Source organism: Amycolatopsis sp. NBC_00345 (genome assembly GCF_036116635.1).
Lineage (GTDB): Bacteria > Actinomycetota > Actinomycetes > Mycobacteriales > Pseudonocardiaceae > Amycolatopsis.
This window is the reverse complement of the sequence record NZ_CP107995.1, coordinates 5,427,198-5,440,106: the sequence shown is the minus strand read 5'-3', so window position 1 is coordinate 5,440,106 and position 12,909 is coordinate 5,427,198. Positions and strand designations below refer to the sequence as shown.

Sequence of the window (12,909 nt, the reverse complement as noted above, 5' to 3'; positions counted from 1 at the left end):
AGTCGAGAACAGAGTCGAGAGGGAACGAATCTCCCGCGAGCGCGCCCGTTGCTCTTCTCGATGGAAGAGTCCAGGCGGGACGGCCCAGCCCGATCGTCGTCGATCGGGCTGCGGGTAATTCATGGGCCACACGCCGTTGGGCGGCCGGACACTGGTCGGTGCAGCCCACGCGCTGGTGCGGTCAGCCGGTGTGGTGGGGGGCGGGCCGGGCGCGTGGTGGTACTCCCGGGTTCGCCGGGTCTTATGACGATAGTGTGAATTCGCTGTAATCGACATACGTCGTCGCGCCCGGGTGGGAAATGCCACGCTTACGTTGACGCCCCCCGGGGTACTCCCATATGTCGGGCTTTCTCTCCCGACGTCCGGACGACACCGCCGCTGACCAGGCAAAACGCCGCTGCGACCTGGTGTCCGGCCGGGCGGCCCGGGTGGTTGACTGGTCGCATGAGGCGAGCTGTCGATGACTGATCGTTATCTCTCCGTGCCGAGTCCGGGACTGCACGAGATCGAGATCCGGCGCTCCCGCTTCCTCTGCGCCCTCGCCCCGGTGGCCGGCGAAGCCGCCGCGCGCGAGGCGATCGCGGCCCGGCGCAAGGCCGAACCGGCGGCGCGGCACCACTGTCACGCCTTTGTCCTCGGCCCGGACGGCCGGACCCAGCGCTCCAGCGACGACGGCGAACCCGCCGGCACCGCGGGCATCCCGATGCTGGAGGTACTGCGGCGGCGCGCGGTCACGGACACGGTCGCGGTGGTGTCCCGTCACTTCGGCGGGGTGCTGCTGGGCGCGGGCGGCTTGATCCGCGCGTACGGGCAGGCGGTGTCGGAGGCCTTGGACGCGGTCGGTGTTGTCGAGTACCGGCGGCTGCGCCTCGTCGACGTCGAGGTCGACTACACCCGCGCGGGCCGCATGGAGAACGACCTGCGCTCGTCGTCGTACACGGTGAAGGAGACCCGCTTCGACGCCACTGCCCACTTCGCGGTCGGCCTCGGCGTGGGTGAGGAGGAGCCGTTCGCCGCCTGGCTCGCGGACCTCACCGGCGGCGAGGCGGTACTGACCCGGCTGGGGGAGGAATGGGTGCGCTCGGTCTGAACCGCCCCAATGTGGCGTTGGTTGCGTTGGACGCACCCAATGTGGCGTTCGGTGCGCTGGACGCACCGAACGCCACATTGGGGCGCATTCGGCGAGGCGAGGCGAGGCGAAGGGGCGGGGCGCGGCGCGTCAGGGCGGCGGCGGTCACTGTTGCAGTGCGGCCCATTCGGCGCGGGTGATGGCGTACTCGCGCACCCCGCGTTCGGCGCCTTCGGCGGTGTCGTGCTCGTCGGCCGGGGTGGTGCGCAGGTGGCGTAGCCCGATCTTCTCCAGGACGCGGCGTGAGCCCAGGTTCGCGGTGAGGGTGGCGGCGGTGACGCGGCTCGCGCCCAGGTCCGTGAAACCCTTCGCCAGCAAGGCGCGGGAGCCTTCCGTCGCGTAGCCGCGGCCCCAGGCCGCGCGGTGCAGGCGGTAGCCGAGTTCGGGTTCGTCCAGCGGGTCGTCCGGTTGTGGGCGGAAGTGGAACCAGCCCAGGAAGCCGCGTGACTCCTGGTCGAGTGCTGCCCGGTCGAGTGCTGCCCAGAAGCCGTAACCGGGGAAACGCGGGTAGTAACCCAGGAATGCGGGGAGATCAAGTGCGGTGATCTCGTTACGGTCGGCCGGCGCGCCGCCATTGAGATAACGCATCACGGCGGGGTCGTTGTAGAGGTCGAACAGCAGATCCGCGTCATCGCGGGTGAAGCGGCGCAGAATCAGCCGCTCGGTCTCCAGGAACACGTCCATCCGAACGATGCTCCCGGGTGCCGGGCACAGCGGCAACGGGTTTTTCCCGAGGGTTTCCCCGGGTTCTCCCGGCCCATTTCCCTGGACCGTTTTCCCGGCGCGTTCCGGGCGCGTTTTCCTGCGCGTTTCCCGGTGCGTCCGCTCGGCGCGGGTCCTAGGCGGCCACGATCGCGCCCTGCTCGTTCAAGGCCACCATTCCGGCGGCGGTCAGCACGGCCGGCACCCGGTCCCCGTGCGCACCGGCCGAGGCGGGTTCGAGCAGGCCCAGCCGGAGCAGCCGGCGGACGGCGCCCTGGTCGCAGCAGCTCAGGCCGTCGACGAACAGGTCGGGCTCGCAGCTGCAGCTGATCTGCGCGCGGCCGGCGGCCGCCGCGGCCAGGGTGGCCCGCTCGCGATGATTCAGTTCGATGTCCTTCAGTTCGGTGTCTGTCAGTTCGACAGTCATGGCGGTACCTCGCTTTCGTGGTCCAGTAGAACAAAGACCACCGACAGTTTCGCTCCGACACCGCGTGAAGCCGGGTATTTCCGGTGTTCTCTGGGGTGATGTCGAGTTTTCTAGGGGGTACCCACTCCACGGCCGACGGGCAGCTCCTCCACGATCGGCTTGCGCAGATGCCGGAAGATGATCGAACTGCGGAACCCGACCACCTCCTTGCGCAGGGCGAGCCGGTCGGTCAGGAAAGCGTGCAGGTGATCGATGTCGCGCACGGCGACGTGGATGAGGAAATCGTCACTGCCCGCCGCCACGAACACCGAAAGCACTTCCGGCCGCTCCGCCATCGACCGCTGGAACGCGTCGATCACCGCCCGGCTGAGCGGGCGCACCTGCGCGGACACCATGGCCTGCACCGAGCGGCCGAGGCTCGGCAGGTCGACGTCGGCGTGGTAGCCCCGGATCACCCCGCGCTCGCGCAGCAGCCGCGTGCGCTCCAGGCAGGTCGACGGCGCGATGCCGACCTTCCGCGCGATGTCCCGGTTGGTCTGCCGCGCGTCCTCCTGCAGCAGGCGCACGATCGCCGAATCAAGTTCGTCCAGCATGTCCTCGTCGCCTCCGTCACCGAATTATGTTCGCCATCTCCCCGAAGTTGCTGTTCATGACTCTAACTTCGCCAGGAAGACAGCGTCAGACATGCGGAAGGGGACCCCGATGACCGTCCACACCCTGCCCTGGGACCACGAACGGCTCGTGGTCCGCCGCGGCCGCCGCTCCGGCGTCACCACGATGGTCGCGGTCCACTCGACGGCGCTCGGGCCCGCGCTCGGCGGCTGCCGGCTGAAGGCCTACAACAGCCTGGACGAGGCCGAGCGCGACGTGCTGCGGCTCTCGGCCGCGATGACGGGCAAGTGCGCCGTCGCGGGCATGGACTTCGGCGGCGCCAAGAGCGTGATCGCTCTGCGTCCCGGGCAGCAGCTCGATGCGGACCGGCGGCACGCCGTGCTGCTCGACCACGCCGAGCTGATCGCCTCGTTCGACGGGCAGTACCTCGCCGGGCCCGACGTCGGCACCGGCCCCGAGGACATGCTGGTGCTGCGCGAGCACGGCGCGTCCGCGTTCTGCGTGCCCGAGTCCGCGGGCGGCATCGGCTCTTCCAGCGGCCCGACCGCTCACGGGGTGCTCGCCGCGCTGCGGGCCGCGTCCCGGGCGGTGTTCGGCACCCCGGACCCGGCCGGCCGCCGGGTGGTGGTGTGCGGGTTCGGCTCGGTCGGGCGGCTGGTCGCGAGCGGGCTGGCCGCCGACGGCGCCGAGGTGACCGTGTCCGACGTGACCGAGCAGGCCCGCGCCGACGCCCGTCACCTCGGCTACGGCTGGGCCGAGCCCGCCCGAGCGCTCGCGCTCGACGCCGACATCCTGGTGCCAGCGGCCGTCGGCGGGGTGCTCGACGCGGGCACCGCGCTCAACGCGCCGCTCATCGTCGGCCCGGCCAACAATCAGCTGGTCGACGACGGTGTGGCCGACGCGCTCGCCGCTCGCGGCATCGTCTGGGTGCCCGACTACGTGGCGAGCGCCGGCGGTGTCGTCTACACCGTGGCGCGGGAGGTCGAGGGCCTGGATCACGCCGCGGCGTCCGCGCGGGTGGCGGCGGTCGGCGACGTGGTCTCGGCGCTGTTGTCCGATTCCGCCGCTCGCGGCACGACGCCGCTGGCGGAGGCCGCCGCGCGGTCCGGGCGGCGTCTGGACGGGGTGCGTACGGCGGCGGTCTGACCGGGTGTCTTGAATGGGGGTGTGGAGATCCTCACCGACACCGCCACGCTCGCGCTGTACACCACCGACGCGTCCAACTACCGCCACGTGCCGCTCGGCGTGGTCCTGCCGGAGACGGTGGACGACGTGGTCGCCGCCGTCGCGGCGGCGCGTGAGCGGGGCGCGCCGGTGGTGGCGCGCGGCGGCGGCACGAGCGTCGCGGGCAACTCGTGCGGCCCGGGCATCATCGTGGACACCTCCCGGCACGTGCACGGCGTCCGCTGGCTCGACCCCGCCGCCCGGCTCGCGCGGGTCGCGCCCGGCACCGTGCTCGACGACCTGCAGGCGCTCGCCGCGCCGCACGGCCTGCGGTTCGGGCCCGACCCGTCCACGCACAGCCGCTGCACGCTCGGCGGCATGATCGGCAACAACGCGTGCGGCTCGCACTCCGTGGCCTGGGGCCGGACCGTCGACGTGGTGCGTGAGCTGGACGTGCTGCTCTACGACGGCACACGGCTCACCGTCGGCCCGACTTCACCGTCCGAAGTGGACGAACGCGCGGCGCGGCCGGGCACCGAGGGCCGGGTGTTCACCGAGCTGCGCGCGCTGGTGCGCGACAACCTCGCGTTGCTGCGCAAGGAGCTGTCGACCTGGCCGCGCCGCGTGTCCGGCTACGGCCTGGAGCACCTGTTGCCGGAGAACGGCTTCGACGTCGCCAAGGCACTGGTCGGCAGCGAGGGCACCTGCGTGACGGTGCTGGAGGCGACCGTCGCGCTCGCCGAGCTGCCCCGGCACCGGGTGCTGGCCGTGCTCGGCTTCGCCTCGGACATCGCGGCGGCCGACGCGGTGCCGGAGATCCTGCCGTGGTCGCCGCTGACCGTCGAGGGCGTGGACGCCCAGCTCGTCGCGCTGCTGGAGCCCGGCCGCGCGGACGGCCTGCCGCCGGGCGGCGCGTGGCTGTTCGTCGAGCTGGCGGGCGAGTCCCCGGCCGAGGCCGCCGCGCGGGCCCGTGAGCTGGCGGCTTCGCTGGACTCCGCGTTGACCGGCTCGGTAGTGCTCGACGACCCGGCGGCGCAACGCCGGCTGTGGCGCATCCGAGAGGAGGGCGCGGGCCTGGCGACGCGCCTCGCGGACGGCTCGGAGGCCTGGCCGGGCTGGGAGGACGCGGCGGTTCCGCCCGAGCGGCTCGGCTCGTACCTGCGCGGGTTCAAGGAGCTGATGGCCCGCTACGGCCGCCAGAGCGTGGTCTACGGCCACTACGGCGAGGGCTGCCTGCACCTGCGCCTCGACTTCGACCTGCTGTCGCCGCCCGGCATCGCGGACTTCCGCGGTTTCGTCGAGGAGGCCGCGGACCTCGTCGCGGCGCACGGCGGCTCGCTCTCGGGCGAGCACGGCGACGGGCAGGCCCGTTCGGAGCTGCTGTCACGCATGTACAGCCCGGAAATGCTCGCGTTGTTCCGCCGGTTCAAGGCGATCTTCGACCCCGGCGGCCGGATGAACCCGGGCATCCTGGTCGACCCGCGGCCGGTGGACGCCGACCTGCGGGTGCGCCGCGCTCCGCTGGCCCTCGAAGACGTCACTGTGCTCGGCTACCCCGAGGACCAGGGCAGCTTCGGGCAGGCGATGCGCCGCTGCGTCGGCGTCGGCAAGTGCCGCAACACGACCGGCCCGGGCGTGATGTGCCCGAGCTACCGCGCCACCCGCGAGGAGAAGCACTCCACGCGCGGGCGCGCGCACCTGCTCGCCGAGATGGTCAACGGCGAGGTGATCAAGGACGGCTGGCGCTCCGGCGAGGTCGCCGAGGCGCTGGACCTGTGCCTGTCCTGCAAGGGCTGCCTGTCGGACTGCCCGGTCGACGTCGACATGGCCACCTACAAGGCGGAGTTCCTGCACCAGCACTACCGCGGCCGCGTCCGCCCGGCCTCGCACTACTCGATGGGCTGGCTGCCGCTGTGGCTGCGCGGGGCCGCGCTCGCGCCGCGCGTGGCGAACTTCGTCTCGCGTCGCCGCTGGGCCGCCGCCGCGGTGAAACGGCTGGGCGGGCTCGCGAAGGAGCGGGAACTGCCTGCGTTCGCGGCCGTGCCGTTCACTAAGGCGCGCAAGGACTTGCGACGCAGTGTGATCGAACGCAGCGCCACGGGGCCGCGGCCGGTCGTGCTGTGGCCGGACTCGTTCAACAACTACCTCACGCCCGACGTGCTCGACGCCGCCACGGAGGTGCTCACCGCCGCGGGTTACGACGTGGTGCTGCCGGACCGGGGTGTCTGTTGTGGACTGACCTGGGTCTCGACCGGCCAGCTGGACGTGGCCAAGCGGGTGCTGCGGCAGACGCTCGAAGTGCTGCGGCCGTACCTCGAAGCCGGGTACGAGGTCGCCGGGCTGGAGCCCAGCTGCACCGCGCTGTTCCGCGGCGACCTGGCCGCGCTGCTGCCGGGCGACGCGACGGCGGAGCTGCTGGCCTCGCGCACCCGGACGTTCGCCGAACTGCTGGCCGACGCGCCGAAGCCGCTCGAAGCGTCGCTGGACGTCGAGACGGTCACGCAGGTGCACTGTCACCAGCACGCCGTGCTCGGCTTCGCCGCCGACGAGGCCGCGATGGCCGCCGCGGGCGTCCGCAACACGACGCTGGACTCCGGCTGTTGCGGGCTGGCGGGCAACTTCGGCTTCGAACGGGGGCATTACGACGTGTCGCTCGCGGTCGCGGAGGACCGGCTGCTGCCCGCGCTGCGTGCGACGGCTGACTCCACCGTGGTGCTCTCCGACGGGTTCAGCTGCCGCACGCAGATCGAGCAGGAGTCGGGCCGCCGCGCCGTGCACCTGGCCGAGCTGTTGCGGCGGGGCTTGCGCCGATAGCCGTTAAGGACTCCTTACCTACCTTGAAGGTAGGTAAGGAGTCCTTAACGGCGTGCCGCTGGCAGGCGGTGCCCCACCAGGTCGTGGCGAGTGCGTCGAGCGTCGGCTCGGGCGGGGCGGGCAGGACGTCGAGGTACCAGCGGAAGTTGCTGTACACGTGCAGCAGCGCGTACGCCAGGCACCGGCGGGCGAACTCCTCGCCGAGGTCGTCCGGGCGGTAGCCGTACGCCAGGAGCAGCCGGCGCAGGAAGCCCGCGTCGCCGCCCGAGACGAACAGGCCCGCGCCCACGAACTCGTACTCCGCGGCGCCTCGCATGGCGGGTTCGAAGTCGAACAGGCCGGTGAGCTCCCAGCTGCCGGGGGTGACCATCAGGTGGTCGCGCATGAACTCGGTGTGCAGCGGAACGGTCGCGGGCTCGCCGAGGTCCACCGCGTCCAGGAATGCTGGGATCTGCGCCAGCCAATGCTCGTCCAGCTTCGTGGCGCGGTGATGTTCGAGCGCCTGATCACGTTGCCGGGTAAGGAAAGCGCTCCAGCTCTTCGGGCCGAGGACGGTCAGCGCGGGGTCGTCCAGGCTGTGCAGCGCGGCCAGTGCCTCGCCGAGCCGCGGGGCCAGCGCGGACTTGTCCTCTGTGGACAGCTGTGGCCAGGCCTCCTTGAGCGTGACGCCGGGGAGCCGGTCCATCAGCACGTAACCCCAGCCGTCGTGCTCACCAGCCTGGACGACGCGCGGTGTCGGGATGGGCAGGCGTCAGCACGAGGCCCGCACCCACGGCGTACACCGGCAGCGAACCGTCGGCGAACGGTTCCGCCTCATCGTGGACGCCGAGGGAGTTCAGGAGCGCCCGCACCGGGGGCAGCAGGCCGGCGCGGGTCAGCCGGTCGAACTCGGTCTCGGTGGTGGCGGGCGGGAACGGCGTCATGCCCGGAACCTTAGAGCCACGGTGGGGGAGCACGGTCCGGACAAAGGAGCGCCAACGGGCTATCCGTTGCGCTCCAGCAGGGTCTGCACGGCCGGCCGGATGAGGCGGACGATGTCGTCGGGGTCGGCGCTCGCCAGTGGCTCCTTGCCGGTCACCGAGCGGACCAGGCCGATGCCCAGCAGCCACGCCAGTGCGAGGTCCGCGCGCAGCTTCGCGTCCGGCTGGTCGGTGAGGGTGGTGAGCACGCGGGCGTACTCCTCGCCGACCTGCTCGCGCATCGCGGTGCCCGCGCCGCTGCTGCCGGTCGAGCGCAGGTAGGTCTCCAGCGACCGGTGGGAGGCGCCGTCGCCGAGCGGCTCGAGCAGCGACCGCAGCGTCGCTTCGAAGAGCTGCTCCGGCGGCGTCGCCTGCAGCTGGGCCAGCCCGCCGCGAGCCAGCACGACGCCGAACAGGGACTCCTTCGACCCGAAGTAGCGGAACAGCAGTGCCTGGTTCACGCCCGCCCGCGCCGCGATGTCCCGCACCGTCGTGCGATCGAAGCCGCGCTCGGCGAACAGCTCCTCGGCCGCGTCCAGCAGGGCGGCCTTCGTCGCCGCGGCGTCCCGCTTGCGGGCCTGCTGCTCTCCGGTCATACCGCCTCCGTTCGCGACGAGGTTAACCGGCCTGCGGGCGGTGAGCGCATTGACGCGCTGCGTCACCATCGGTAGCGTTGTAAGCAGGCGCTTACAAACCGGACTTTCCAGCAGATCGGGAGTTCTCCGCATGACCACCACACACACCGAACCGCTCGCCTACCCGTTCAACGAGGAAGCGGGGCTGGCCCTCAACGAGGCCTACGCGGCCGCCCGCGAGGCCGAGGGCATGGTCCGGGTCCGCATGCCGCACGGCGAGGACTCCTGGCTGGCCACGAAGTACGCCGACGCCCGCCTGGTACTGGGCGACCGCCGGTTCTCCCGCGCGATGGCCGAGCACAAGGACGAGCCGCGGATGGCCGAGCACCGGCGCACCGGCGGCATCCTGATGATGGACCCGCCGGACCACACCCGCCTGCGCACGCTGGTCGCGAAGGCGTTCACCATGCGCCGCGTCGAGCTGCTGCGCCCGCGGGTGGCCGAGCTGGCCCAGAGCCTGATCGAGGACATGAAGGCCGCCGGGCAGCCGGCCGACCTGGTCGACCTCTACGCACTGCCGATCCCGGTCGCCGTGATCTGCGAGCTGCTCGGTGTCCCGACCGCCGACCGGCCGCGCTTCCGCGTGTGGAGCGACGCCGCGCTGACCACCAGCGGGCTCACCGCGGAGGAGGCCGAGCGCAACCGCGAGGAGCTGCGCGCCTACATGGCCGGGCTGATCGCGGAGCACCGCGCCGAGCCGCAGGACGACCTGATGTCCGCGCTCATCTCGGCGCGCGACGAAAAGGACCGGCTCAGCGAGCTGGAGCTGGTGGACATGTGCGTCGGCATCCTGGTGGCCGGGCACGAGACCACGGCGAGCCAGATCCCGAACTTCGTCTACGCGCTGCTGGACGAGCCCGGGCAGTGGGCGCGGCTGTGCGCCGAGCCGGAGCTGATCCCGTCCGCCGTCGAGGAGCTGCTGCGGTTCGTGCCGCTCGGTGCCGGCGCCGGGTTCGCCCGGTACGCCACCGAGGACGTCCAGGTCGGCGACGTCCTGGTGCGGGCGGGCGAGCCGGTGCTCGTCGCGATGGGCGCGGCGAACCGCGACCGGCTCCAGTTCACCGACGCCGAGGGGCTGGTGCTCGCCCGCGAGGACAACCACCACCTCGGCTTCGGCCACGGCGTGCACCACTGCCTCGGCGCGCCGCTCGCCCGGCTGGAACTGCAGGAGGCGCTCAAGGCGCTCACGCGGGAAATGCCGGGCTTGCACGTGGCAGGCGATATCGTGTGGAAAACCCAGATGCTCGTCCGCGGAGCGCGGTCGATGCCGATCGGATGGTGACACGATGGCTTGGCACGTCGAGGTCGACGAACACACCTGTATCGGTTCCGGGATGTGCGCGTCGCTGATGCCCGAGGTCTTCGAGCTGGAAGGCGCGACCGCGCGCACCCGCGCCGAAACCGTCGAGCCGGACGAGACCGTGCTCGACGCCGCGGACTCCTGCCCGGCGATGGCGATCACGGTCACCGCGGGCTCGGAGGTCGTCGGGCCCCGCCCGTAACCGCCCTCTCGAAAACGGCCCTTCCGTCGCAGCGGAGGGGCCGTTTTCGTTGTCCGGCAACGGAAATGATGTTAACGCTGGGTGTGGCCAACCGTTACCCAGGGCGAGTCTGGTAACACCGCCGTGTTCCGGGTGAAACGGTTCGGAAATCGTCCGCCGGTGCACTGAGTCCCATGAATTTCCAGCTGGACGGCCTGCATCGGCCGGTGGTCGTGGTCGGCGGTGGCCAGGCGGGGCTCTCGATGTCCCATTGCCTGGCCGAGGCCGGGGTCGGGCATCTGGTGCTCGAACGCGAGCGCGCCGGGCACGAATGGCGGGCCCGCCGCTGGGACAGCTTCTGCCTGGTGACCCCCAACTGGCAATGCCGGCTGCCCGGGTTCCCCTATCAGGGCGACGATCCCGAGGGCTTCATGGTGCGCGACGAGATCGTCGAGTACCTGGAGGAGTACCGGCGCTCGTTCGACGTCCCGCTGGCCGAGGGGGTCGAGGCGACCCGGCTGCGGCAGCTGCCGGGCGGCGGTTTCCGGCTCACCACCACGGCGGGCGAGCTGACCGCTGACCACGTCGTGCTGGCCACCGGCCCGTACCAGGTGCCGCTGACCCCGCGCCTGGCCGAGCGGCTGCCGGACGACGTCGTGCAGCTGCACTCGTCGGAGTACCGCAACCCGGCGCAGCTGCCCGAGGGCGAGGTGCTGGTGGTCGGCACCGGGCAGTCCGGCTGCCAGATCGCGGAGGACCTGCACCTCGCCGGGCGGCGGGTGCACCTCGCGGTCGGGTCCGCGCCGCGGGTCGCACGCCGGTACCGCGGCCGTGACGTGGTCGCCTGGCTCGACGAAATGGGTTACTACGCCCGGGGCATCGACGAGTTCGCCGACGCCGACGCGGTCCGCTTCCGCGCCAACCACTACGTGACCGGCCGCGACGGCGGGCACGACATCGACCTGCGCGCCTTCGCCCGCGACGGCATGGAGCTCTACGGCCGGCTCACCGCGGTCCGCCGGGACGAGCTGGCCTTCGCCGACGACCTGCGCGGCAACCTCGACGCCGCCGACGCCGTGTCCGAGGGGATCAAGGACTCCATCGACCAGTACATCACCGCCCAGCGTGCCGACGCGCCGGAGGAGGCCCGTTACGTCCCGGTGTGGCGGCCGCCGGGCGGACCGCGAACCCTTGACGCGGCAAGGCTTTCCGCCGTCGTGTGGAGCACCGGCTACGGCCGGGACCACCGCTGGATCGACGTCCCGGTGTTCGACGGCAAGGGCTACCCGACCCACCGCCGCGGCGTCACGAGCTGCCCCGGCCTGTTCTTCCTCGGCCTGCCGTGGCAGCACACCTGGGGCTCCGGCCGGTTCTGCGGCGTCGCCGCGGACGCGGAGTACCTGGCCCGGCGCATCGTCGCGGGGGAGCGCGCGGCCGACGTCCGCTGGATCTCCGGCACGCCCGTCGCCACCTATCCCCGCGACGAGGACTGGGTCGCGCCGAGGACGGTGGCGTGATGGCCGGCGGCTGGATCACCGACGCGCACCGCCACCTCGGGGTGCTGCCCGCGTACCCGTTCTACGGCGGCCCGCCGGTCGCGCCGGCCATCGGCTCGCGCGCGACGATCGGCGAGCTGCTGGCCGACATGGACCGCGAGCGCACCGAACGCGCGCTGGTGATCCCGAACTACGGCGTCCCCGACCCGGCCGTCGCGTTCTCCTTCAACGAGTTGTGCGTCGAAGCCGCGGCGAAGGACGACCGGATCAGCGCCGCGCTGTGGGTTTCGCCGCGACCCGAGGACGCCGCGTTGACCGACGCGGCACTGGCTCTCGCAGGCGAGCCCGGTGTGCGGGCGTTGAAGCTGAGCTTCCTGCTTGGCGGCCGCGCGAGCGACCCCGCCTGCCGGCCGCAGCTCGACCGGGTCTTCGCCACCGCCCGGGAGCACGACCTCGTGGTCCACGTGCACACCTCGCCCGGCGCCGCGTCGGACATCGACGAGGTGGGCAAGCTCGTCGAGGCCTACGCCGGCGACGTGAAGCTGCACCTCGTGCACTTCGGGGGCGGCATGAGCGGGCACATCAAGCTCGTCGGCGGCCGCTTCTTCGACTGGATCGCCGCCGGGAAACAGGTCTACACCGACCTTTCCTGGGCGATCGGCTTCACCCCGCGCTGGCTCGCCGACGAGATCTCCCGGCGCGGGATCGGGCACGACCGGGTGCTGTTCGCCTCCGACGAGCCGTGGGGCGACCACGCCGGCGAACTCGCCAAGCTGACCGCGGTGACCGGCGACGGCGAGCTGGCCCGCCACGTTTTCCGGAGCACGTTCGAAGTGCTTTACGGACCGAAGAAAGGGAAATGACCGATGGCAGAGCTGACCGACACCGAGAAGACCAGCCTCGACGAGATCCCGCACCCGTCGCTGCCGCAGGGTTCGAACCTCTACGGCGGGACCAAGGTCTTCCCGGACTACCAGGCGGAGAACGGCGAAACCTACTTCACCCTCGTGCACGGCATCGCGCACGAGTCATCGGTGAGCTTCGTGGCGATCCTGCAGGCGACCCGCGCGCTGCGGAAGGGCTTCGAGACCGCGATCTACTTCTACGGCCCCGGCTCGCTGAACTGCCTGGCCACGCGCGGCTTCCCGACCACCGGCAACGCCGCGTTCCCGGGTGAGATGAACATCAACGACCAGCTGAAGACGTTCATCGGCGAGGGCGGCAAGGTCTTCTGCTGCCGCTTCGGCCTGTCGCTGCACGGCGCCCGCGAGGAGGACCTCATCGAAGGCGTCATCCCCACGCACCCGCTGGACGTGCAGGACGCGCTGATCCACTACGCGCGCAAGGGCGCGATCATCAACTCCACGTACATGTTCTAGTTTCGCGTGATTCCGCTTTCTTTTCCTGACCGCTGTGCTCCGCCTGCGGCTTGGCCCGGAGCGCCCCAATGTGGCGTTGGTTGCGTTGAACGCACCGAACGCCACATTGGG

General features: G+C 71.7%; 14 protein-coding genes. 8 read left to right on the top strand and 6 right to left on the bottom strand.

Annotation, left to right across the window (positions count from 1 at the left end; genetic code table 11):
• The first annotated feature begins 460 nt into the window (after positions 1 to 460).
• Positions 461 to 1,090: a YigZ family protein gene (locus OG943_RS24230; RefSeq protein WP_328603194.1), complete on the top strand. Its 630-nt coding sequence runs from the start codon at positions 461 to 463 to the stop codon at positions 1,088 to 1,090.
• Between the two features lie 144 nt (positions 1,091 to 1,234).
• Here the strand turns inward: OG943_RS24230 and OG943_RS24225 are convergent, their stop codons facing one another.
• The 3 genes from OG943_RS24225 to OG943_RS24215 all read right to left on the bottom strand — a co-directional run bounded on the left by OG943_RS24225 (position 1,235) and on the right by OG943_RS24215 (position 2,848).
• The gene (locus OG943_RS24225) at positions 1,235 to 1,813 is read right to left on the bottom strand and encodes a GNAT family N-acetyltransferase (protein ID WP_328603193.1); all 579 of its coding nucleotides are present in this window, start codon (positions 1,811 to 1,813) and stop codon (positions 1,235 to 1,237) included.
• Between the two features lie 154 nt (positions 1,814 to 1,967).
• On the bottom strand, positions 1,968 to 2,258 hold the full coding sequence (locus tag OG943_RS24220; RefSeq protein ID WP_328603192.1) for a hypothetical protein: 291 nt from the start codon (positions 2,256 to 2,258) through the stop codon (positions 1,968 to 1,970).
• Positions 2,259 to 2,368: 110 nt separating this feature from the next.
• Positions 2,369 to 2,848, bottom strand: coding sequence for an Lrp/AsnC family transcriptional regulator (locus OG943_RS24215; protein ID WP_328612141.1), 480 nt, complete (start codon positions 2,846 to 2,848; stop codon positions 2,369 to 2,371).
• A 112-nt stretch (positions 2,849 to 2,960) separates the two neighbouring features.
• Between OG943_RS24215 and OG943_RS24210 the strand changes: the two genes are divergently transcribed.
• Together OG943_RS24210 and OG943_RS24205 are read left to right on the top strand one after the other, a co-directional pair.
• On the top strand, positions 2,961 to 4,016 hold the full coding sequence (locus tag OG943_RS24210) for a Glu/Leu/Phe/Val dehydrogenase dimerization domain-containing protein (protein ID WP_328603191.1): 1,056 nt from the start codon (positions 2,961 to 2,963) through the stop codon (positions 4,014 to 4,016).
• Positions 4,017 to 4,037: 21 nt separating this feature from the next.
• Positions 4,038 to 6,848, top strand: a complete 2,811-nt coding sequence (locus OG943_RS24205) for an FAD-binding and (Fe-S)-binding domain-containing protein (RefSeq protein ID WP_328603190.1) — start codon at positions 4,038 to 4,040, stop codon at positions 6,846 to 6,848.
• On the opposite strand, the gene OG943_RS24200 is transcribed toward OG943_RS24205, so the two are convergent.
• From OG943_RS24200 to OG943_RS24190, 3 genes are read right to left on the bottom strand one after another with little or no spacing between them, the layout of a single operon-like run.
• Positions 6,763 to 7,533: a phosphotransferase family protein gene (locus OG943_RS24200; protein ID WP_328603189.1), complete on the bottom strand. Its 771-nt coding sequence runs from the start codon at positions 7,531 to 7,533 to the stop codon at positions 6,763 to 6,765. The genes OG943_RS24205 and OG943_RS24200 overlap by 86 nt on opposite strands.
• Positions 7,534 to 7,558: 25 nt before the next feature.
• Positions 7,559 to 7,771 (bottom strand): hypothetical protein, encoded by a 213-nt coding sequence (locus tag OG943_RS24195; protein ID WP_328603188.1) that lies wholly within the window; start codon positions 7,769 to 7,771, stop codon positions 7,559 to 7,561.
• A gap of 59 nt (positions 7,772 to 7,830) precedes the next feature.
• A complete protein-coding gene (locus tag OG943_RS24190; RefSeq protein WP_328603187.1) occupies positions 7,831 to 8,403 on the bottom strand; it encodes a TetR/AcrR family transcriptional regulator in 573 nt (190 codons plus the stop codon).
• A 130-nt stretch (positions 8,404 to 8,533) separates the two neighbouring features.
• Between OG943_RS24190 and OG943_RS24185 the strand changes: the two genes are divergently transcribed.
• The 5 genes from OG943_RS24185 to OG943_RS24165 all read left to right on the top strand — a co-directional run bounded on the left by OG943_RS24185 (position 8,534) and on the right by OG943_RS24165 (position 12,798).
• Complete coding sequence (locus tag OG943_RS24185) at positions 8,534 to 9,724, top strand: cytochrome P450 (protein ID WP_328603186.1); 1,191 nt, start codon at positions 8,534 to 8,536, stop codon at positions 9,722 to 9,724.
• 4 nt (positions 9,725 to 9,728) lie between these two features.
• Complete coding sequence (locus tag OG943_RS24180; RefSeq protein ID WP_328603185.1) at positions 9,729 to 9,944, top strand: ferredoxin; 216 nt, start codon at positions 9,729 to 9,731, stop codon at positions 9,942 to 9,944.
• A gap of 173 nt (positions 9,945 to 10,117) precedes the next feature.
• Positions 10,118 to 11,440 carry an MSMEG_0569 family flavin-dependent oxidoreductase gene (locus OG943_RS24175; RefSeq protein ID WP_328603184.1) on the top strand — a complete coding sequence of 441 codons (1,323 nt, stop codon included), beginning with the start codon at positions 10,118 to 10,120 and terminating at the stop codon, positions 11,438 to 11,440.
• The gene (locus OG943_RS24170) at positions 11,440 to 12,282 is read left to right on the top strand and encodes an amidohydrolase family protein (protein ID WP_328603183.1); all 843 of its coding nucleotides are present in this window, start codon (positions 11,440 to 11,442) and stop codon (positions 12,280 to 12,282) included. Before OG943_RS24175 ends, OG943_RS24170 begins: the two co-directional genes overlap by 1 nt.
• Positions 12,283 to 12,285: 3 nt before the next feature.
• Positions 12,286 to 12,798 carry an MSMEG_0572/Sll0783 family nitrogen starvation response protein gene (locus OG943_RS24165; protein ID WP_328603182.1) on the top strand — a complete coding sequence of 171 codons (513 nt, stop codon included), beginning with the start codon at positions 12,286 to 12,288 and terminating at the stop codon, positions 12,796 to 12,798.
• Positions 12,799 to 12,909: the final 111 nt, after the last annotated feature.

Excerpts from the sequence above, each read along its gene's own strand:
- OG943_RS24220 (WP_328603192.1), bottom strand. The coding sequence starts at position 2,258 with ATGACTGTCGAACTGACAGACACCGAACTGAAGGACATCGAACTGAAT.
- OG943_RS24180 (WP_328603185.1), top strand. The coding sequence starts at position 9,729 with ATGGCTTGGCACGTCGAGGTCGACGAACACACCTGTATCGGTTCCGGG.
- OG943_RS24175 (WP_328603184.1), top strand. The coding sequence starts at position 10,118 with ATGAATTTCCAGCTGGACGGCCTGCATCGGCCGGTGGTCGTGGTCGGC.
- OG943_RS24170 (WP_328603183.1), top strand. The coding sequence starts at position 11,440 with ATGGCCGGCGGCTGGATCACCGACGCGCACCGCCACCTCGGGGTGCTG.
- OG943_RS24225 (WP_328603193.1), bottom strand. The coding sequence starts at position 1,813 with ATGGACGTGTTCCTGGAGACCGAGCGGCTGATTCTGCGCCGCTTCACC.
- OG943_RS24185 (WP_328603186.1), top strand. The coding sequence starts at position 8,534 with ATGACCACCACACACACCGAACCGCTCGCCTACCCGTTCAACGAGGAA.
- OG943_RS24200 (WP_328603189.1), bottom strand. The coding sequence starts at position 7,533 with ATGGACCGGCTCCCCGGCGTCACGCTCAAGGAGGCCTGGCCACAGCTG.
- OG943_RS24230 (WP_328603194.1), top strand. The coding sequence starts at position 461 with ATGACTGATCGTTATCTCTCCGTGCCGAGTCCGGGACTGCACGAGATC.
- OG943_RS24195 (WP_328603188.1), bottom strand. The coding sequence starts at position 7,771 with ATGACGCCGTTCCCGCCCGCCACCACCGAGACCGAGTTCGACCGGCTG.
- OG943_RS24165 (WP_328603182.1), top strand. The coding sequence starts at position 12,286 with ATGGCAGAGCTGACCGACACCGAGAAGACCAGCCTCGACGAGATCCCG.
- OG943_RS24210 (WP_328603191.1), top strand. The coding sequence starts at position 2,961 with ATGACCGTCCACACCCTGCCCTGGGACCACGAACGGCTCGTGGTCCGC.
- OG943_RS24190 (WP_328603187.1), bottom strand. The coding sequence starts at position 8,403 with ATGACCGGAGAGCAGCAGGCCCGCAAGCGGGACGCCGCGGCGACGAAG.